Source organism: Gordonia spumicola (assembly GCF_009932475.1).
GTDB lineage: Bacteria > Actinomycetota > Actinomycetes > Mycobacteriales > Mycobacteriaceae > Gordonia > Gordonia spumicola.
This window is the reverse complement of the sequence record NZ_BJOV01000001.1, coordinates 51,267-70,558: the sequence shown is the minus strand read 5'-3', so window position 1 is coordinate 70,558 and position 19,292 is coordinate 51,267. Positions and strand designations below refer to the sequence as shown.

General features: G+C 67.5%; 18 protein-coding genes. 5 read left to right on the top strand and 13 right to left on the bottom strand.

What is annotated here, in order from left to right; translation table 11 throughout:
* Positions 1-40: 40 nt before the first annotated feature.
* The gene (locus tag GYB83_RS00330) at positions 41-1,522 is read right to left on the bottom strand and encodes a bifunctional phosphatase PAP2/diacylglycerol kinase family protein (RefSeq protein ID WP_161893596.1); all 1,482 of its coding nucleotides are present in this window, start codon (positions 1,520-1,522) and stop codon (positions 41-43) included.
* Positions 1,523-1,654: 132 nt separating this feature from the next.
* Between GYB83_RS00330 and GYB83_RS00325 the strand changes: the two genes are divergently transcribed.
* Positions 1,655-1,960, top strand: coding sequence for an antibiotic biosynthesis monooxygenase family protein (locus GYB83_RS00325; protein ID WP_161893595.1), 306 nt, complete (start codon positions 1,655-1,657; stop codon positions 1,958-1,960).
* Positions 1,961-2,048: 88 nt separating this feature from the next.
* Positions 2,049-3,506: an aldehyde dehydrogenase gene (locus tag GYB83_RS00320; RefSeq protein WP_161893594.1), complete on the top strand. Its 1,458-nt coding sequence runs from the start codon at positions 2,049-2,051 to the stop codon at positions 3,504-3,506.
* 140 nt (positions 3,507-3,646) lie between these two features.
* Here the strand turns inward: GYB83_RS00320 and GYB83_RS00315 are convergent, their stop codons facing one another.
* From GYB83_RS00315 to GYB83_RS00260, 12 genes are all read right to left on the bottom strand, one after another.
* Positions 3,647-4,249 (bottom strand): hypothetical protein, encoded by a 603-nt coding sequence (locus tag GYB83_RS00315; protein ID WP_161893593.1) that lies wholly within the window; start codon positions 4,247-4,249, stop codon positions 3,647-3,649.
* Entirely contained in the window at positions 4,249-5,079 is an 831-nt protein-coding gene (locus tag GYB83_RS00310) for an Rv1363c family protein (protein ID WP_161893592.1), read from the bottom strand. Before GYB83_RS00310 ends, GYB83_RS00315 begins: the two co-directional genes overlap by 1 nt.
* Positions 5,043-6,467 carry an MCE family protein gene (locus GYB83_RS00305; RefSeq protein WP_161893591.1) on the bottom strand — a complete coding sequence of 475 codons (1,425 nt, stop codon included), beginning with the start codon at positions 6,465-6,467 and terminating at the stop codon, positions 5,043-5,045. Before GYB83_RS00305 ends, GYB83_RS00310 begins: the two co-directional genes overlap by 37 nt.
* Positions 6,464-7,741, bottom strand: coding sequence for an MlaD family protein (locus GYB83_RS00300; RefSeq protein WP_186349684.1), 1,278 nt, complete (start codon positions 7,739-7,741; stop codon positions 6,464-6,466). Before GYB83_RS00300 ends, GYB83_RS00305 begins: the two co-directional genes overlap by 4 nt.
* Positions 7,738-9,006 (bottom strand): MCE family protein, encoded by a 1,269-nt coding sequence (locus GYB83_RS00295; RefSeq protein ID WP_161893590.1) that lies wholly within the window; start codon positions 9,004-9,006, stop codon positions 7,738-7,740. Before GYB83_RS00295 ends, GYB83_RS00300 begins: the two co-directional genes overlap by 4 nt.
* Before the next feature lies 1 nt (position 9,007).
* Positions 9,008-10,186 (bottom strand): MCE family protein, encoded by a 1,179-nt coding sequence (locus GYB83_RS00290; protein WP_161893589.1) that lies wholly within the window; start codon positions 10,184-10,186, stop codon positions 9,008-9,010.
* The gene (locus GYB83_RS00285; protein WP_161893588.1) at positions 10,174-11,229 is read right to left on the bottom strand and encodes an MCE family protein; all 1,056 of its coding nucleotides are present in this window, start codon (positions 11,227-11,229) and stop codon (positions 10,174-10,176) included. The genes GYB83_RS00290 and GYB83_RS00285 overlap by 13 nt, the downstream gene beginning before the upstream one ends.
* Complete coding sequence (locus GYB83_RS00280; protein WP_161893882.1) at positions 11,222-12,346, bottom strand: MCE family protein; 1,125 nt, start codon at positions 12,344-12,346, stop codon at positions 11,222-11,224. Before GYB83_RS00280 ends, GYB83_RS00285 begins: the two co-directional genes overlap by 8 nt.
* Before the next feature lie 54 nt (positions 12,347-12,400).
* Positions 12,401-13,252 carry an MlaE family ABC transporter permease gene (locus GYB83_RS00275; RefSeq protein ID WP_161893587.1) on the bottom strand — a complete coding sequence of 284 codons (852 nt, stop codon included), beginning with the start codon at positions 13,250-13,252 and terminating at the stop codon, positions 12,401-12,403.
* A gap of 1 nt (position 13,253) precedes the next feature.
* Positions 13,254-14,018 (bottom strand): MlaE family ABC transporter permease, encoded by a 765-nt coding sequence (locus GYB83_RS00270; RefSeq protein WP_161893586.1) that lies wholly within the window; start codon positions 14,016-14,018, stop codon positions 13,254-13,256.
* A 94-nt stretch (positions 14,019-14,112) separates the two neighbouring features.
* Positions 14,113-15,003 (bottom strand): 3-oxoacyl-ACP reductase, encoded by an 891-nt coding sequence (locus GYB83_RS00265; RefSeq protein ID WP_161893585.1) that lies wholly within the window; start codon positions 15,001-15,003, stop codon positions 14,113-14,115.
* 126 nt (positions 15,004-15,129) lie between these two features.
* Positions 15,130-15,318, bottom strand: a complete 189-nt coding sequence (locus GYB83_RS00260) for a ferredoxin (RefSeq protein ID WP_161893584.1) — start codon at positions 15,316-15,318, stop codon at positions 15,130-15,132.
* A 124-nt stretch (positions 15,319-15,442) separates the two neighbouring features.
* Between GYB83_RS00260 and GYB83_RS00255 the strand changes: the two genes are divergently transcribed.
* Genes GYB83_RS00255 through GYB83_RS00245 form a run of 3 tightly spaced genes read left to right on the top strand, consistent with a single transcriptional unit; the run spans position 15,443 to position 19,245 of the window.
* Positions 15,443-16,627 (top strand): acyl-CoA dehydrogenase family protein, encoded by a 1,185-nt coding sequence (locus GYB83_RS00255; protein ID WP_161893583.1) that lies wholly within the window; start codon positions 15,443-15,445, stop codon positions 16,625-16,627.
* Positions 16,628-16,651: 24 nt separating this feature from the next.
* Entirely contained in the window at positions 16,652-17,749 is a 1,098-nt protein-coding gene (locus tag GYB83_RS00250) for an acyl-CoA dehydrogenase family protein (RefSeq protein ID WP_161893582.1), read from the top strand.
* Entirely contained in the window at positions 17,746-19,245 is a 1,500-nt protein-coding gene (locus tag GYB83_RS00245) for an AMP-binding protein (RefSeq protein ID WP_161893581.1), read from the top strand. Before GYB83_RS00250 ends, GYB83_RS00245 begins: the two co-directional genes overlap by 4 nt.
* The last annotated feature ends 47 nt before the right edge of the window (positions 19,246-19,292 follow it).

Below are 19,292 nucleotides of genomic sequence, written 5' to 3'. Positions count from 1 at the left end.
CCGCACCGACACGACGAGCCGGGTTCGCGGGCCCTGCAGCTCACCCGACGCGGCTCACGCCGAACACGCGGAGCTCGCGATAGGCGACCCGGAATCTCGCCCGCGTGCGGAGATCGCCCGCCTCGCCGTCGTGCGCCACCCGGAACGGCTCGTCGGCCTCGATGGTGACGACGGGAGCCTGCAGTTCCCGATACACCTTCGAGTTCTGCATGCGCCCGCTGATCAGGGACAACAGCAGCCTGGTGTTCGCGTACCGGTGCCCGTCCTCCAGGTAACGCACGTCGAGGACGCCGTCGTCGAGGCGCGAACGGCGACCCGGCACGAAGTTCGACGCCCCGTACCTGGAGTGGCCGAGGAAGAAGAACGACACCGTCGTCGGCCTGCCCTCGATCCGCACGCGCGCGGGTTCCGACTGGGCCCTGACCGCGCGGAACGCCCGAACAGTGGCCGTGACCCTGCCGATTCGGTGTCGCTGATACCGCTCCCTCGCGCGAACGAACTCCGGATAGGCTCCGATGCTCGCGGTGTTGAGCAGGAGTTTCTCGTCGTTCAGCCACACCGCGTCGACGTGCGCGATCCGCCCCGAACGAATCGACTCGACGACGGCGGCGACCGTCTGGGCCCCGATGTCCTTGGCGAAGTGGTTGAACGTGCCCGCGGGGAACACCGCGAGCGGTTTGTCCGCCTCGATCGCGTGCGCGGCGACGGTCGCCACCGTGCCGTCGCCGCCCGCCACGCCGAGGAAGCGGGCCCTGGCGGCGGCATCGGCCGCGATGACGTCGATGTCCGAGTCGTCCGTGAGCTCCACGATCTCGGCGGCGGGCAGCGCGTCGCGGAGTTCCTCGGCGACGCGCGTTCCGGTGCCGTCGCCCGACGCCGGATTGAGCACCACGATCAGCCCGGCGCCGTCGGGGTCCACGTCGATCGTCTCCACGGTCGGCTCGGGGATCATCGTCCTGCTGTCGTCGACGATCGGGACCAGGCGCGCGCCCGCGACGGCGACACCCGCTCCGATCGCGAAGCCCGCCAGGACGTCGCCCGGATAGTGCGCGCCCGTCGCGATCCTCGACAGTCCCACAGCACCGGCCAGTCCGGCGAGGACGTATCCGGCGCCGCGGTTCTCGAGGCCGACGCCGATCGCGAACGCCGCGGCCGCCGCCGAATGCCCGGAAGGGAAGGACGACGAGGTCGGCTGGCGGCGCAGGCGAGCGATCGGCACGCCGTCGAACAGCGGCCTTCGCCGCGGAAGGAGCCGTTTGAGGCCCTGATTGACGACCAGGCTCGTGACCGCGAGCAATCCGAGCCCACGGACCGCGGCTCGCCGGGACGACTGCCCGCCGAAGCCCAGCCCGGCGGCGATCACCATCCACAGTTTGGAGTGATCGGCCGCGGCCGACAACGGGCGCATCGTGGCGTCCAGCAGTGGGCTCGGCGACTCCGCGACGGCGTCGAACAGTCTGATGTCGAGATCGTTCAACCCCTCCCGGAGCGTGCGGAACGGATACGACGTCGACTCGGCCATGCCTTCGAACGTACGCGGACGGTCGACGGGCCTGCCGAGATCGCGGCACTACAGTGACCAGAGGTGTGCCCGTCGGGCACTCGTCAACTCATCAGGCGGGTCCGCCTGATCCGAACGGCAAGGAATCACGTCATGAGCGTCGTCAAGATCAACGCGATCGCAGTCCCCGAAGGTGCGGGCCCCGAGCTGGAGAAGCGGTTCGCCGCCAGGGCGGGCACCGTCGACGGCGCGGCCGGATTCCTCGGCTTCCAGCTCCTGCGCCCGGTCAAGGGCGAGGACCGCTACTTCGTCGTCACCCAGTGGGAGGACGAGGCCAGCTTCCAGGCGTGGGCGAATGGAGGAGCGCGCGCCGCGCACTCGGGCGATCAGAAGCCGGTGGCGTCCGGCGCGAGCCTGCTCGAATTCGAGGTGGTCATCGACGCGAAGCCGAGCGCCTGAATTCACGACTCCGGCCAGATTTTTCTAGAACGTGTTCTAGTAGTGCTCTAGTATCGGGGAGAACCCTCTCTGCTACCCAGGAGCACGCATGACCGACCCGATCGAGACCACTCAGCTGTACATCGGTGGAAAGTGGGTGGACCCGCACTCCACCGAAGTCCTCGACGTGTTCTCGCCCGCCACCGGCGAGAAGGTCGGGTCGGTCCCGTCGGCCGACGCCACCGACGTCGACAACGCGGTCCGCGCGGCGCGCGAAGCATTCGACTCCGGCGTTTGGAGCACAACTCCCCCGGCCCAGCGAGCTGCGGTGATCCGCCGCGCCGTCGAACTGATCAACGAGCGCGGCGCGCAGATCGGCGAACTCGTCTCCGCCGAGATGGGCGCCACCCCCGGCGACGTCGCCACACTCCAGCAGCTCGCGGGCACCGGCGTGCTCTCCGCCTACGCCGACGCCGCCGAGGCCTACGAATGGGAGGAGAAGCGCACCGGCCTGTTCGGTGAGACGCTGATCGTCCGCGAGCCGATCGGCGTCGTCGGAGCGATCATCGCCTGGAACGTGCCGCTGTTCCTCTTCTGCAACAAGTTCGGCCCCGCACTGGCCGCCGGATGCTCGGTGGTCCTGAAGCCGGCCCCGGAGACCCCGCTCAACGCCAACGTGCTCGCCGAGATCTTCACCGAGGCCGGCGTCCCCGAGGGCGTCATCTCGATCGTCCCCGGCGGCGTCGAGACCGGCAAGGCACTCGTCGATCACCCTGAGGTCGACAAGATCACCTTCACCGGGTCGACGGCCGCGGGCGCGTCGATCGCCGCTCGCTGCGGCGAACAGCTCAAGCGCTGCTCGCTGGAACTCGGCGGCAAGTCGGCCGCCATCGTCCTCGACGACGCCGACGCCGCCGCCAGCGCCCCGATGCTCGTCTTCTCGGGCATCCTGAACGCAGGCCAGGCGTGCGTCGCGCAGACCCGCGTCCTCGTCCCGCGCTCGCGCCACGACGAGGTGGTCGACGCGATGGTCGCCGTCGCGTCGACGTTCACCCCCGGTCTCCCGACCGACCCGGAGACCAAGCTGGGCCCGATCATCAACGACCGCCAGCACGAGAAGGTCACCGGCTACATCGCCAAGGGCAAGGCCGAAGGCGCCACCGCGGTCCTCGAAGTCGAGGCTCCGTCGGTCGGCACCGGCAATTTCGTCGGCCCGACCATCTTCACCGGCGTCACCAATGACATGACCATCGCCCGCGAGGAGATCTTCGGGCCCGTCATCAGCGTCATCGCCTACGACGAACTCGACGAGGCGATCGCCATCGCGAACGACTCCGACTACGGCCTCGCCGGCTCGGTCTGGACCGCCGACGTCGACAAGGGCATCGAGGTCGCCAAGCGGGTGCGCACCGGTACCGTCGGCATCAACTGGTACGCCATCGATCCGTCGTCGCCGTTCGGCGGATACAAGAAGTCGGGCATCGGCCGGGAGAACGGCAAGGAAGGCCTCGAGAGCTACCTCGAGCACAAGTCGATCCTCATGCCGATGGGCTACACCACCACGTAAGCACGGCGCCGAAGGCCCGGACCCCCACACCACGGGAGTCCGGGCCTTCGGTCGTCAACGCGTCCACAAGAACTTCGGCACTCGCGGCCGCGTCTGACGCGGCGGCGAGTGCCGAAGTTCTTGTGGGTGTACGGGCCAGGTCAGGAAGTCGGGACGGGGGCCGACGGGACGGGGACGGAACTGGACGCCGACGGGATCTTCACCGCACCGGACGGGACGGTCTCGGCCTTCTGGACGCGCGACTTCAACGAGTCGTCGTCGAGGATGTCGATCGCGCTGATCAGCCACTTGCCGTCGCGGCGCACCATGTCGTAGACCAGACGCGACGGGTCGATCTGCACGTCTTCGACGGTGTTCCGCGTGGTCGACAGGTTCATGTAGACGAGGACCTTCGCGGTGTCGCTGGTATTCGACATCACGCCCGCACCCTGAATCGTCACCACCGACACGATCTTGTCCGACTTCACCTTCGTCGCGATGTCGTACTCGGAGACGTTCTTCTGGAACTCGTCCTTCGCGTTGCCGGTCAAGAAGTCCATCGACTTGTTGATGTTGTCGACGACGGTCTTCGGGTTGCGCGCGAACATCGTGTCCGTGTACTCCGTCGCCGCCTGCAGGGCGCTGTCCCTGGAGTTCTCCTCCGCGCGCAGCCCCCAGTAGCGGACGCCGGAGAACACCGCGAGGGCGACGGCGGCGACGACGAGCAGTCCGCCGACGACCGCGAGGATTCGATTCGTCGACATCAGTTCACCCACTCGAAGTTCGTCATCTTCAGATCGCCGTTGATCCGCGTGATCGAGATGCGGGAGCGGAACGTCTGAATGTCGGGCTGCTGCGGGGCCTCGGGCGCGATGCCCTGCCAGACGAACACGACGAGCACCGAACCCTGATCCTGCTCGGCCTTCTCCACCGCGGAGGCCACCACCGTGGTGGTGGTCTTCATGTTGTCCGACTTGATGAGGTCTCTCGCCTGCTTCATCGACGCGTCGAACTGCGTCTTCGCACGACCGCTGGTGTGTTCGAGCATGAACTTGTACATGTCGTCGGCGTTGGCCTTGTCGAGCGTGGTCAGCTTGATGACCACCTCCTGCGCGAACTGGTCGTAGCTCGCCCGGAGCGCGCGCTCGTCGTTGATGTCGGACGACCGCACCAGGAAGATGCTCGACGCGACGATCGACCCGATGAGCAGCAGCGCACCGAAGACGACGGCGAGCACCGGCAGCAGCTTCACTCCGCCGGACGACGAGCCCATCGGCGCCTTCACGGACGAACGCCGCGCCCGGTACGACACCGGTTGCGGACCGGCGACCACGGTCTGTGCCTCGGCAGCGTCGACAGTCTCGACGGCGGCGACGGTCTCGCTCTTCTCGAGGTCGACCTTCTCCGTCGTGTCCGCGACGTCGTCGGTCTCGGCGTCGGCCGAGACGCCCGTGTCGGGTGTCGGGGCCGCCTTCGACGACGGCTTGCGTCGACGGGAGACGGGACTCGACTTGCGGACCGCCGCAGTCTTCTTCGTGTCGTCGGGCGAGTCCGGATTCAGGACTGGACCGTCTTCGTGATCAGTTCGTACCATTGCTTCTTCTGGTTGCGGTTGTCGGCGCCGGCCTGCGTCTTGTACGTCTTGCCGTCCGGGCCGATGAACTCCCCCGTCTCCGGATCGTACGTGGTCGCGTACGTGGCGGGCGAAGCGTCGTAGTCGGTCGGACTGCCGGGAACGACATACCCGGCGGGCTGCTTGGGCAAGTTGGTGCCCGGGAAGCCGTTCGGAAGCGCGACGTTGTCCTTGTTCGACGGGACGAAACCGGTGCGGCACTCGGCCGGAGTCGGCGCACGACGGCCGGGGAACTCGACACACGGGAAGTTGCGGGCGCCGCGGACCGAGGTCTGCGAGTCCTGCGGGAGACGGCACAACAGGCCGGGCGGCAGGTCCTGCGGCGTCGTCGCCGACGGGAACCGCCACTTGCTCGGCTCGAGGAAGCCGACGGTGCAGGTCGGCGGGTCCTGGAAGCCCAGCGTGAAGTTCACGTTCGCACCGTGCCGGTTGGAGCCGGTGTTCACGGCCGTGATCAGCGCCGACAGCACGCGCGGGTACAGCACGATGGTCTGCCGCAGGTTCGGCAGGTAGACGGCCATCGTGCGCGCCGCGACCTTCAGGTTCGACATGCCCAGCTCGAAGCCCGGTGCCATGTCGTCGAACAGGTTCTTGGCCTGCGACGCGACGCCGGGCCCCTTCGCCAGGATGTCGGTGATATCCGGATTGCCCGCGCGCAGAGTGTCGGTGACCTTGGTGAGGTCGCGCGTCCAGCTGCGGATCTGATCGGCGGTCCGATTCTGGGTCGCCAGGATCGGGCCGGCCTGCCGGACCAGGTCGACGGTCGCGTCGACGTTCTTGTTCATCGCGCCGACGAACAGGACCATCGAGTCCATGAGCCGCTGCAGTTCGTCCGCGGTGCCGTTGAACGCGGTGAAAGCCTCGTCCATGACCGCGCGGACCTTGGCATTGCTGACGTCGGCCAGGAGCGCATCGGCCTGGTCGAGCATCGAGGAGATCTCGACCGGCAGGTCGGTCGCGGTCACGCTCGCGCCGTTCGACAGGACCGGGCCCGACGAGTCGGCAGGCGGCGTGAACTCGACGAACTGCTCGCCGACGGCCGACACGCTGCGGACCGAGACCACCGAATCGGCCGGGATCTCGGTTCCCGACTCGATCGTGAGGTCGGCGGCGACACCGTCGGACGTGAGACGGACGCCCGTCACCTTGCCGACGTTGACGCCGCGGAAACTCACGTTCGCGTTCTGGTACAGGCCGCCGGTCGATTTCATCGACACCTCGACGTTGTAGCTGCCGATGCCGAACATCTGCGGGATGCGGATGTAGAACACCGCCATCACGACGAGGGAGATCACCGTGACGATGCTGAAGATCAGCAGCTGCATGCGGACGAAGCGGGTGATCTTCATCGATCGCCTCCGCTCTTCTTCGTGGTTGTCGGGACCGACGACTTCGGTGTCAGCTCGGACGGCTTCGGGTTGGCCGGGTCCTTCTGCTTGGGTGTGGTGATGCCCGGCGTCAGCGGCGCGGTGAACGGGTTGGTGCCGCGCTTGGCGAGGTTCGCCGGCTTGCCGGACACGCCCTCGGGGTTCGTCACCGACGCGACCATCGTCTTGTTGAGACGGCTCCACGTCAGGTCGAGCACCAGGTCGGAGTTCACGTAGTCGCCCTTGACGATCGTGGGGATCTTCTCTTCGAGGAAGGGGAAGGTCAACAGGATGCGCAGCGAGTTCGAGAGCGCGGGCCCCGTCATCGACAGTTGCTCCATCAGCTTCCGCATGTTGGGGACGATCGTCTTGATGTCGTCGCTGTTCTCGGCGAGGATGTCGTTCACCGTCGACGACAGGTCGCCGACGTTGTCGAGCGCCGAGATCAGGTTGGCCCGCTCATCGACGAGCAGCTGCAGGATCTTCGGACCCGACTCGAGGGCGCGCTGCACCGTCGGCGTCTGGTCGTTGATCGTCTGCGACAGGCGGTCCATCCCCTCCATCGCGGAGATGATGTTCTGAGTCTGGCCGTTGAGGTCGTTGACCAGGGTGTTCAGACGCGGGATCAGGGTGCGGATCTCATCGTCGTTGCCGCCGAGCGCCTGACTCATCTCGTGCACGATGTCGCCGACCTGCGAGAGACCGCCTCCGTTGAGCACCACCGACAGCGAGCTGAGGACCTGCTCGGTCGTCGGGTACATGCAGGGATCGACCTGCTGAGCCGCGTTGATGTCGGCGACCGGCTTGGTCTCCGGCATCGCGATGTTGTCCTGCTTCGGGCAGTTCGGCAGCGAGAGCGAGCCGCCGGCGGAGAGGTACTGCCCCGTCGCCTTGGACGGCGCGACGATCGCGATGTGCGACGAGCCGAGAACGCTCGTCATGCCGATCATGGCGTGCGAACCCGTCGGGATCTTGACGCCCTCGTTGAGCCGGAGCGTCAGCTTGGCGTGCCAATCGACGATCTCGATGTCGCCGACGCTGCCGATGGTCGCGTCGTTCATCATCACCGGAGCGTTCCGGACGACGCCCGCGGCCGACGGGATCGTCGCCGTGATCGTGTACGCGCCCGCACCGGTGCCTTCGGCGCCGATCGACGAGAGCGAGGTGACCGGGTTGCCGCTGCACGCCGCGGTGACCGGTGCCAGCACCAGGAGTCCCGCCGCGAGCGCGACGAGGCGCATGCGCGTGGTCGTCATTTGTCGCCTCCGAACGGAACCAGCAGCTTCGTCAACGGGTCGGGCATCGCGGCACGACTCTCGGCGTCGCGTTCGACGACGCCCTGTCGGGCGCGGGCCCGCACGTCGGCGTTCTGGTAGGTGATCTGGTCGGGCGACGCGGTCCGGCCGATGACCGGGTTCGCCATGAACGGCGGGTAGTTGACGACGATGTCCTTCATGATCGGCCCGAGCAGGTCGACGCACTGATCGATGTCGAGCTTGGTGTCGCCGGGGCGCGCCGTCGACTGCATGGTGCCGCACAGCAGGGAGATCAGGTTGGCGCCCATGCCGAGACCGAACACGCCGTCGAGCGAACCGGTCAGCGGGTTGTAGATGTTGAAGAAGTTCGCGAGCTGCGTCGGAGCCGAATGCAGCAGTCCGCGGAGCTGCTCGTCCTTCTTCTTCAGGGTCCCGGTGAGCTGGGCGAGCTTGTCGACGGTCGAGACGACGGTCGAGCTGTTCTCGCCGAGGAAGCCTTCGAGGTCGCTGATCGCGCCGTTGAGGTTGCTCATCGCGTCGCCGAGCGACTGGCTGCTGCCCGCCATGACTTCGCTGACCGACGCCATCCGGCCGTTGAACTGGACGAGCTGATCGTGGCTCGTCGACAGCTGCTCGGTGAGCTGCTGCAGGCTCTTCACCGCACCGAACACGTCGTCGCGATTGTCCGACAGGGTGCCGACGACTGTCGACATCTGCTTGATCGAATCGGCGATCGCCTGCCCGTTGCCCGACAGGTTCTTGTCGAAGACGTCGACGGCTCGCGCCGCGACACCCTGATCGGGCGACTTGTCGCCGCCCTTCGGCCCGAGCGCCGTGCTCAACTCTGACAGCTGCTTCTTGATGTCGTCCCACTCCATCGGGACCGCGGTGCGCTCCATGGGGATGTCGGCGTCGCCTTCGAGCTCGGGGCCCTTGGTGTAGCCGGGAGTCAACTGGATGAAGCGGCCGGACACCAGCGACTGTGCGACGACAACGGCCCGCACGTCCTGCGGGATCGGCGTGCTGCGGTCGATCCGCATCGTCACCTTGACGTCGCCCTGACGCGGTTCGATCGAGGTGACCGTGCCGATCGGGACACCGATCACGCGGACCGAGTCGCCTTCGAAGACGCTGGCCGCGGTCGCGAAGTACGCGGTGATGGTGCGGGTGGTGGCGCGCTGCACACCGAACCACACGCCTCCGGCGACGAGCGCCACGACGACGACTGCTGCGACGGTCGCCCATACACGGCGAGAGATCCGCATGTCAGTTGCCTCCGTTCTGCTTAGGCGTCGGATAGGTGTTCGAGGGCGAGGGGCGCTTCACGTCGGGGGCTCCCGCGTTCGGTCCCTGGTTCCAGTTCTTCGGCAACAGCGGGAAGCCGGAGAAGTCGTAGAAGTACTTCGCGGCCTCCGGGTACTTGCGCTGGAGCACCTTCAGGAACGTGCCGAAGTAGTCGCCGAACGTGGCGACGCCGACCAGTGACGAGAAGTACGGCCCGGAGCTGACGGCCTCGCCGAGGATGTTCGCGTACGGCCCGAGGTTGTCGATGGCCTTGCCGAAGTTCTCCTCGTTGTCGTTGAGGATGTCCATCACGCGGTTGAACTTCTCCAGCACCGGCCGAAGCTGTTCGCCGTTGTCGGCGATGAATCCGCTGACCTGCGCGGTCAGGTCGCGCGTCCCGGAGATCACCTGTCGGATCGCGGCGCGCCGCATCTCCAGCTCGCCGAGCAGCGAGTTCGCGTCCATCAGCATCTGGCGGATCTGCCTGCTGCGTTCGCCGACGACGTCGGTGACGCCGCGTGCACGGTCGAGCAGTTCGTTCAGCGCGTTGTCCCGGTCGGCGATGGCCTTGGACACACGGCCGACGCCTTCGACTGCCCCGCGCACGTTGGCTGGCGTCTTCGAGAACGTGTCGGTCATCGTCTCGATGGCCTTGTTCAGCTGATCGGTGTCGGTCTCGCCGAGCGTCGTCGTCGCCTGATCGAGGGCGTCGGTCAGGGAGTAGGGCGACGCGGTGGCCTCGAGCGGAATCGAGCCGCCGGGCTTGATGCGTCCGTCGCCGATCGGCGTCAACGTCAGGTTGCGCCTGCCGAGGACGGTCTCGGTCTTGATGGCCGCGCGGGTGCGGTCGCCGAGCTGGACGGTGTCGTCGAGGCGGAAATTGACCTTCGCCTGCAGCCCGCCGTCCTTCTGCGCGATCGAGATGCCTTCGACGGCTCCGACCTTGATGCCCGCCACCATGACGACGTCGCCGGGGACCAGCCCGCCCGCGTCTTCGAAATACGCGTCGTATGTGCTGACCTGCGCGAAGAACGGCAGTCGGTCCATGTTGAGCGCACTGATGACGAGCATCGCGGTCAGCAGGAAGCCGATGACGCCGACCGACGCCTTCGAGCGCTTCGTCCGGCGGTCCGGAGTGTTCTCGCCGCTCACGTCGCGCACCTCCCGCCTGCGGTGGTCTTGTCGCCCATCACGTCGATGGCCGTGAAGTAGTACTGGGTGTTGCCCGGTCCGGGCAGCAGCAGCCGGATGCGGCAGAAGTAGATCTGCAGCCACGATCCGTAGCTGCCGAGGTTCGACAGCATGTGGAAGTCGCCCGGCAGGCGGCCCAACAGGTCGCGGATGAACGGCTCGGCCTTCAGCGCTTCCTCGGACGTCTTGCCGAGTCCGGTGAGCGCCTTCTTCATGTCCGGTCGGACGGTGCTCATCAGGTCGGCGAGGCCGGTGGTGGCCTCCGCGCTCTCGCTGATCGCGCGGCCGATCACCTCCTTGCCGCCCTCGAGTCCGGTGATCAACTGCTGGAGACGGTCCACGCTCTGATCCAGACCCTGATGGTCGGCCTGCAAGGTGCCGAGGGTGGTGTTCAGATTGTCGATGACGCTGCCGACCAGCGCGTCGCGGTCGGCGATCGTGTTGGTGAACTCAGCGGTGCTGGCGAGCAGCTTGTTCAGCGAACCGCCCTGCCCCTGGAAGACCGCGATGAGGGCCGACGACAGCTGGTTCACCTCGTCGCCGCTCATGGTGCGGAACAGCGGCTTGAAACCGCCGAGGAGCTTGTCGAGGTCGAGTGCGGGCTCGGTCTGCTCGATCGGGATCTCGGAGCCCGCGGACAACGTGTCGGCGAGCGATCCCGTACCGGGCTGCAGTTCGAGGTAGCGGTCGCCGGTCAGGTTCTGGTACCTGATCAGCGCCTTGACGGTCTTCGGCAGACGGTAGTTCTCGTTGACGTTGAACTCGACGCGCGCCTCGTTGTCGCGCGTCAGCTCCACCTTGTCGACGGTGCCGACGTCGACGCCAGCGATCTGCACGACGCTGCCCGACTTCATCGCCGACGCGCTGGTGAACAGCGCCGAGTACGACTCGCTGCTGCCGCCCTGATAGCGGCTGAACACGAGCACGAGTCCGGTGAGGACGAGCAGCATGGCGACGGCGAAGGTCGTCAGCTTGATGACGGTTGCGCGGAAGGCGCGTGCGCGACTATCCACGTGGCGTACCTCCGAACAGCAGGTTGAAGAGCTTGTGGCCCTGCACCTTGGGGGTGGTGCGCGGCTTGTAGGGCTGGGCCGCGTTGTCGATCACGTAGAACGGGATCTTCTCTTTGGAGTTGATGTCCGACAGGCCTGCCTGGCAGGTGGGCGGGCCGTCGCCGCGGACCTCGGGGAGGTCTTGCGGGTAGCGGTACGGGTCCTGGCCCGGGATGAGGCCCGCGTCGAGCAGCAGCATGCCGTTGCGCCCGCCGAGGAGCGGTTCGGCGATGTCGGCCGCGTCGCTGGCTCCGGTGATGAAGCAGCGCAGACCGGGAGCCTGGTAACCGAGCAGCGCCGTCACCGGGGCCAGATCGGTGAGGGTCGACATCAGGTTCTTCTTGCTCTTGGAGAGCACCCCGTTGCCGCTGCGGGCCATGCCCGTCACATTGATGAGCAGGCTGTCGAGGTTGGACGCGTTGTCGACGAGGGTGTTGCCGACGACCGTCGCGTTGTCGATGGTCCGCATCAGGTTCGGCATCGCGTCGGCGTACACGTTGGTCGCCGTCGCGGCCTCGGTGAACAGGCGGTTCAGCTCCGGGAGGTGCTGATTCGTCTTGCCGAGGATGTCGTTGAGCTGGACGAGCGACTGACCGATCTGCTTGCCTCGGCCCGACAGCGCGTCGTTGACGGCACCGAGGACCACGTTGAGCCGGTCCGGCTGCACCTGGGCCAGCACGTTGACGAGCTGCTGGTACACGGTGTTGAGCTCGACGACCACGTGGTCGGCCTTGATCTCGTCGCCGCCGCTGAGCGTGCCCTCGCCTCCCGACTCCGGGATCACGAGGTTCACGTTCTTGGCGCCGAAGACGGTGTTCGACTTGATGTCGGCGGTTACGTTGGCCGGGATGTGCGAGAGCTGGTCGGCGTCCATGTCGAGCACCAGACGAGCATTGGTCCCGTTGTCGTCGACGCTCGCGACGCGCCCGACGGTGACTCCCCGAAGCTTTACCTTCGCGTCGGGGTTCATGACCAGGCCCGCGCGCGGTGCGTACAGGGTGACGGTCTTGGTGCTGTCGAACCATCCGAGGAACTGGCCGGATGCGAGCGCGACGATGGCCGCCAACGAACCGACCATGATGAATGCGGCGAGTTTGCGCACGCCATTACTGCGGGTCTGCTTAGCCACGTCTCACCCGGCCAGATTGAAGTTGCCGTCGGAGCCGTAGATGGCGAGCGACGTGAGGAGGGTGATGACGACGACCACCACGAGCGACGCGCGGACCGCGTTGCCGACCGCGACGCCGACGCCGACCGGGCCGCCGGAGGCGTTGAAGCCGTAGTACGTGTGGATCAGCATGACGGCGACGGCCATGCAGATGGCCTGCACGAACGACCACAGGATGTCCGACGGGATGAGGAACGTCGAGAAGTAGTGGTCGTACACGCCGGACGACTGTCCGTACAGGACGACGGTCGCGAACCGGCTCGCGATGAACGACGCGAGCGCGGCCAGCGAGTACAGCGGGATGATCGCGACGAGGCCCGCGACGATGCGGGTGCTCACGAGGTACGGGATCGATGAGATCGCCATGACTTCGAGCGCGTCGATCTCCTCGCTCACCCGCATGGCGCCGAGCTGCGCCGTCGCGCCCGCGCCGATCGTCGCGGCCAACGCGATGCCCGCGATGACGGGGACCGCGATGCGGACATTGATGAACGCGGAGAAGAAGCCGGTCAGGGCCTCGACGCCGATGTTCGCCAGCGAGCTGTAGCCCTGGACGGCGATGGTGCCGCCGGTGAACAGCGTCAGGAAGCCGACGACGACGACGGTGCCGCCGATCATCGCGAGCGCGCCGGTGCCCATGGAGATCTCCGCGATCAATCGCAGCGTCTCCTTCTTGTACAGCCGCAGCGCGCGTGGAATCGATGCGATCGAGTCCCAGTAGAAGAGCGCCTGGTCGCCGATCTTGTTCCAGTCGTCGCCCGCGCGCTTGAGCGCGACGCGAGCGGTGAGGAGTCGAGTTGTGCCTGGAAGAACCATGTCAGCCCATCGTCGCTTTCAGTCCGACCGCGGTCACGACCACGTTCACCACGAACAGGGCCATGAACGAGTAGACGACGGTCTCGTTGACCGCGTCGCCCACACCCTTGGCTCCGCCCTTGACGTTGAGGCCGCGGTAGCAGCCGACGAGGCCGGCGAACAGGCCGAACAACGCCGCCTTGATCATCGAGATGACGAGCTCGCCGAGGCCGGTGAGCAGTGTCAGGTTGGCGATGAACGCCCCGGGGTTCACGTCCTGCAGATATACGGAGAAGACGAATCCACCCGCGATGCCGATCGTGCACACGAGACTGTTGAGAAGGAGCGCGACGCCCGTCGAGGCGACGACGCGCGGGACGACGAGGCGATGGATCGGGTTGATGCCGAGAACGCGGAGCGCGTCGATCTCTTCGCGGATCGTCCGCGCGCCGAGGTCGGCGCAGATGGCCGTGGCTCCGGCGCCCGCGACGATGAGCACCGTGACGATCGGGCCGATCTGCGTGATCGTGCCGAGCGCGGCGCCCGCGCCGGACAGGTCCTGCGCGCCGATCTCGCGGAGCAGGATGTTCAGCGTGAAACTGACAAGGACCGTGAACGGGATCGCCACGAGCAAGGTCGGGACGAGGGAGACGCGGGCGATGGCCCACGACTGCTCGACGGTCTCACGCCATTGGAAGGGGCGGCGGAAGAGTTCTCGCGCCGATTCGACTCCGAGTGCGACGAAATCCCCCACACCGTTCATCGGGGCAGCAAGCTTCGAGAGCAAGTCCCCTCCTCCCACTCGTGCACGCAACCTATCACGCGCGCCGTCCACGTCAGTGCCACTAATCGACATCGTCCTGCAGTAATGCGATCCGTCGTCAGTCCATCAGATCCGACGCGGAGAACGTCCCAGTGCTCGTCGGCAATGAGAAGTACTCGTACAGTGAACCGGACAACGCGTCCACAGTCCAGTCGTCACCGTCGGCTTCGAAGACCTGCGCGACGCGAGGTGCGGCCATCAGCGTGACCTTCGGCCCGTAGACGACGAAGACCTGACCGGAGACGGCCGCCGCGGCGGGGCTCGCGAGGTAACGCACCAGGGTGACGACGTGCTCGGGCGAGAGCGGATCGATCGAGCCCTCCGGGGCGTCGCCGAAGACGTTCGCGGTCATCGCCGTGCGGGCGCGCGGGCAGATCGCGTTGGCGGTGACGCCGTAGCGCGAGAGCGCACGCGACGCCGACAAGGTCAGCGCCGTGATGCCGGCCTTGGCCGCCGCGTAGTTCGCCTGACCTGCGGGTCCGAGGAGCCCGGCCTCGGACGAGGTGTTGATGAGGCGCCCGTACACGGGTGCGCCCGCGGCCTTCGACGCGGCGCGCCAGTGTGCTGCGGCGTTGCGGTTGAGGAGGAAGTGGCCGCGCAGGTGCACGTTCACCACCAGATCCCACTCGTCGTCGCTCATGTTGAAGAGCATCGTGTCGCGGGTGATGCCCGCGTTGCTCATGACGACGTCGAGTCCGCCGAGGTCGTCCGTGGCGGTACGCATGATCTCGCGTGCGGTGGCGGCGTCGGAGATGTCTCCGGCGATTGGCACGGCTTTGCCGCCGGCCTGCGCAATCACGTCGACGACGTCGCTGTTCGCGAGCGCCTTCTCGAGGTCGTTCACGATGACGGTGGCGCCGTCCGCGGCCAGTCCGATCGCCTCGGCACGCCCGAGGCCTGCTCCGGCACCGGTGACGACTGCGACTTTGCCTTCCAGCGAACCGCTCACGGCGCACTCCTTCTCTTCGGACGTCGACACGCGGCGTCCAGCTCTACAACCAGGAAAATACTAGAACATGTTCTAACACGGTGGTCGAGAGTCGACGAAAGACGTGCGCGTCCACCCGGCCCGGAATTACTCGATCGACAACGCCGAACGCGGGCACGATGCGACAACCTGACGCATCTCCTCCGCCCTGGCGTCGTCCACCTCTTCGGACAGAATCACCAGGTAGTCGTTGTCGTCTAGCTCGAAGACGTCGGGTGCCATCCCGACGCAGACGGCGTTCGACTCACACAGATCGAAGTCGGCCTTGATTCGCATTGCATCCTCCTCGCATCGCGCGCCCGCTGGTTGACGGACTCGGTGATTACACGTTAGAACGTGTTTCAGAAGTAGCCAAGCACACCGGCCGAGCACGCGCCGGACGATCGCAGGAGACCACCACATGCGGATCGCATACACACCCGAGCAAGAGGAGTTGCGTCTCGAACTGCGCGACTACTTCACCGGACTGATGACCACCGACCGCCGCGCGGCTCTGACCGGCGGAGACGGTGAACTCGGCGAAGGCGACGCCTACCGCGACGTGGTCCGTCAGATGGGCCGCGACGGCTGGCTCGCCCTCGGCTGGCCCACCGAGTTCGGCGGCGCGAACAGGTCGATGATGGATCAGCTGATCTTCACCGACGAGGCCGCGATCGCGGGCGCACCCGTGCCGTTCCTGACGATCAACTCGGTCGCGCCGACGATCATGCACTACGGCACTCCCGAGCAGAAGGACTTCTTCCTGCCGAAGATCGCCGCGGGCGACCTGCACTTCTCGATCGGCTACTCCGAGCCGGGAGCGGGCACGGATTTGGCGTCGCTGCGCACGACCGCGGTCCGCGACGGCGACGAGTACGTCATCAACGGCCAGAAGATGTGGACCAGCCTCATCCCGTACGCCGACTACGTGTGGCTTGCCTGCCGGACCGACCCCGAGGCGACCAAGCACAAGGGCATCTCGATGCTCATCATGCCCACCTCGGCCGACGGCTTCTCGTACACCCCGGTCCACACCATGTCGGGCGTCGACACCAGCGCGACCTACTACCAGGACGTCCGTGTCCCGACGAGCGCACTCATCGGCGAGGAGGGCGGCGGCTGGTCGTTGGTGACCAACCAGCTCAACAACGAGCGGGTGGCACTGTGCAGCGCGGCCCCCATCCAGACCGCGCTGAAGGAGACCCTCGCGTTCGCCCGCGAGCAGAGCTACGGCGGCGGACGCCTCATCGACGTGCCGTGGGTTCAGGCCAATCTGGCGCGCGTCCACGCGAAGGTCGAGTTCCTCAAGCTCGTGAACTGGAAGATCGCGTCGATCGCAGCGTCCGGCGGCGCTCCGTCACCGGCCGACGCGTCGGCGACGAAGGTCTTCGGCACCGAGTTCGCGACCGAGGCGTACCGCCTGCTGATGGAGATCGCCGGCCCGGCGGCGACGCTCCGCCAGGGCACGCCAGGCGCACATCTGCAGGGCCGCCTCGAACGCTTCCAGCGCACCTCGCTGATCCTCACCTTCGGCGGCGGCACCAACGAGATCCAGCGCGACATCATCGGCATGCTCGCCCTCAAACTGCCCCCGGCCCGGCGCTGACCAGACCATTCACAGGAGAACCTCATGGACTTCACTCCCACCGAGGCGGCAGGCGATCTGACCGGCCTCACCAACGACATCACCGCCCGCCTCGCCACGTCCGAGCGCACCGCGCGACTCGAGGCCGACAAGGCCCCCATCGACCGTGACCTCTGGCGGGAGATCGCCGCATCCGGGCTGCTCGGCCTTGCCGCGTCGTCGGCGAGGGCGGGCGAGGCCGGAGCCGATCTGACCGCGTTGGAGACGACCGCGGTGGCGACGGCGCTCGGCCGTGCGCTCGCCCGTGTCCCGTTCGCACAGCACGCCGTCGCCGCCGTCCCGCTGTTGGACGCGCACGGCCCCGACTCGCTCACCGACCTGCTGGTCCACGCCGCGTCGGGCGACGCCGTCGTCACCGCGGCGGTCGAGGAGGACATCGCCTTCGATCTGCTGACACCCGCGACGACGTTCGACGGGTCGACGGTGTCGGGTGTCAAGGTGAACGTGCCCTACGCCGCGGCCGCCGACGCGTTCCTGGTGATCGCGGCGGGTGAGGACGGCCCGGTGGCCGCGATGGTGTCCGCGGGCGACGGCGTGGAGATCGTCGAGACCGCTGCGACCGGACTGACGCCGGTCCACACCGTCACCTTCACCGGTGCGCGGGCGACGGTCCTCGACGGCGGCGCGACCACCGCGGCGACCGCCCGTGACCTGCTGCGCCTCGGTGTGGCCGCCGACCAGGCCGGAGTGGTCGCGGGGGCGCTGGAGGCGACCGCCGAGTATGCGCGCGACCGCGAGCAGTTCGGACGGAAGATCGGTTCGTTCCAGGCCGTCGCGCAGCGTCTGGCCGACGACTACATCGATGTGCAGGCGCTCTCGTTGACGGTGGCTCAGGCGGCGTTCGCGTTCGCGGGCGACACCGCGCCCGCGGAGGTGTCGGACGCCGTGTCGACGGCCGCGTTCTGGACCGCCGAAGCCGGGCACCGGGTCGCGCACACCACCGTGCACGTGCACGGCGGCGTCGGTCTCGACACCTCGCATCCGGTTCACCGGTTCTTCCTGCGCGCCAAGCAGAACGAGTTCACATACGGCTCGGCTCCCGTGGTGCTGGCCGAACTCGGCGAGGCCCTGGCCGCGCGGTGACCGCGAGCATCACCGATCAGCGGACGATCGGCCAACTCCTCGAGCCGCTCGCCGACGTCGACGACCGCGGCGTGTGGTTCGAGGGCGAGTTCGTCTCGTGGCGCGATCACCTGCGCGAGGCTCGTCGCCGGGGCGCCGCATTGCGGTCGCTCCTCGACGCGGACCGTCGCCCGCACGTCGGGGTGCTCCTGCCCAATTCCGTCGAGTTCTCGGCGCTGTTCGCCGCCGCCGGGCTCGGCGGTTTTGTGCTCGTCGGCCTGAACTCCACGCGGCGGGGCGCCGCGTTGGTCGCCGACGCGGTCCGCGCCGATTGTCAGATCGTGCTCGTCGATTCGTCGACGAACGACCTGTTCGACGCGCCGGACGGTGTCCGGGTGATCGACGTCGAGTCGGCGGAGTGGACGGCTCTCGTCGCCGGGTCGTCGCCCGATCGCCTCGAGCCCGTGGAGTCCGACCCCGACGACCTGGTGATGCTGATCTTCACCTCCGGCACCACCGGCGACCCGAAGGCCGTCCGCTGCAGTCAGCGCAAGTTCGCGGCGGCCGGGATGATGCTGGCCGACCGATTCGGCATGGGGCCGTCCGACGTCGCGTACCTGGCGATGCCGATGTTCCACTCGAACGCGCTGATCGCGGGCTGGTCGGTCGCCGTGGCGGGCGGTGCGTCGATCGCGATCCGCCGGTCGTTCTCGGCGCGCGGATTCGGCGACGACGTGCGGCGCTACGGCGTCACCTACGCCAACTACGTCGGCAAGCCGCTGCACTACATCCTGGCGACCGACGAACGTGCCGACGACGCCGACGTCCCACTGCGGATCATGTACGGCAATGAGGCGTCGGCCGCCGACCGCACCGAGTTCACCAGGCGTTTCGGCGCGCGCGTGATCGACGGGTTCGGGTCGACGGAGGGCGGCGTCTCGATCTCCCGCACACCCGACACGCCCGACGGGGCCCTCGGGCCGCTGCTCGCCCCGAACGCGATCGTCGATCCCGACACGCTCGAACCCGTCGCGCCGGGAGTCGTCGGCGAGATCGTCAACACCGCGGGTCCGGGACTGTTCGACGGCTACTACAACGACGACGCCGCGACCGCCGACCGCATGCGCGGCGGCATGTACCGAACGGGCGACCTCGGCTGGGTCGACGACGCGGGTTTCGTGCATTTCGCGGGCCGTATCGGCGACTGGCTGCGGGTGGACGGCGAGAACCTCGGGACGCGTCCCATCGAGACCGTGTTGCGCAGACATCCGGCGATCAGCGAGTGCGTCGTGGTCGGGATACCGACCGACATCGGCGACGCCGTCGGCGCGGTCCTCGTCGCCGACCGGCTGGAACGGGCCGACTTCGAGGGATTCCTGGAGACGCAGACCGACCTCGGCCCGAAGCAGCGGCCGACCCGCGTGTGGCTCGTCGATGCACTCCCCGAGACAGCCACATTCAAGACCGCCCGCTCGGCACTCGCTGCATCGCTCGGCGATCCCACCTGGGCCGGATAGGGTCCCTCGGCGACCTCGGTCCGGCCCTGCGCCGGACCGAGGTGCGT

Coding starts and splice junctions, on each gene's coding strand:
- GYB83_RS00330 (WP_161893596.1), bottom strand. CDS start 1,522: ATGGCCGAGTCGACGTCGTATCCGTTCCGCACGCTCCGGGAGGGGTTG.
- GYB83_RS00325 (WP_161893595.1), top strand. CDS start 1,655: ATGAGCGTCGTCAAGATCAACGCGATCGCAGTCCCCGAAGGTGCGGGC.
- GYB83_RS00320 (WP_161893594.1), top strand. CDS start 2,049: ATGACCGACCCGATCGAGACCACTCAGCTGTACATCGGTGGAAAGTGG.
- GYB83_RS00315 (WP_161893593.1), bottom strand. CDS start 4,249: ATGTCGACGAATCGAATCCTCGCGGTCGTCGGCGGACTGCTCGTCGTC.
- GYB83_RS00310 (WP_161893592.1), bottom strand. CDS start 5,079: ATGGTACGAACTGATCACGAAGACGGTCCAGTCCTGAATCCGGACTCG.
- GYB83_RS00305 (WP_161893591.1), bottom strand. CDS start 6,467: ATGAAGATCACCCGCTTCGTCCGCATGCAGCTGCTGATCTTCAGCATC.
- GYB83_RS00300 (WP_186349684.1), bottom strand. CDS start 7,741: ATGACGACCACGCGCATGCGCCTCGTCGCGCTCGCGGCGGGACTCCTG.
- GYB83_RS00295 (WP_161893590.1), bottom strand. CDS start 9,006: ATGCGGATCTCTCGCCGTGTATGGGCGACCGTCGCAGCAGTCGTCGTC.
- GYB83_RS00280 (WP_161893882.1), bottom strand. CDS start 12,346: ATGGTCGGTTCGTTGGCGGCCATCGTCGCGCTCGCATCCGGCCAGTTC.
- GYB83_RS00275 (WP_161893587.1), bottom strand. CDS start 13,252: ATGGTTCTTCCAGGCACAACTCGACTCCTCACCGCTCGCGTCGCGCTC.
- GYB83_RS00260 (WP_161893584.1), bottom strand. CDS start 15,318: ATGCGAATCAAGGCCGACTTCGATCTGTGTGAGTCGAACGCCGTCTGC.
- GYB83_RS00255 (WP_161893583.1), top strand. CDS start 15,443: ATGCGGATCGCATACACACCCGAGCAAGAGGAGTTGCGTCTCGAACTG.
- GYB83_RS00250 (WP_161893582.1), top strand. CDS start 16,652: ATGGACTTCACTCCCACCGAGGCGGCAGGCGATCTGACCGGCCTCACC.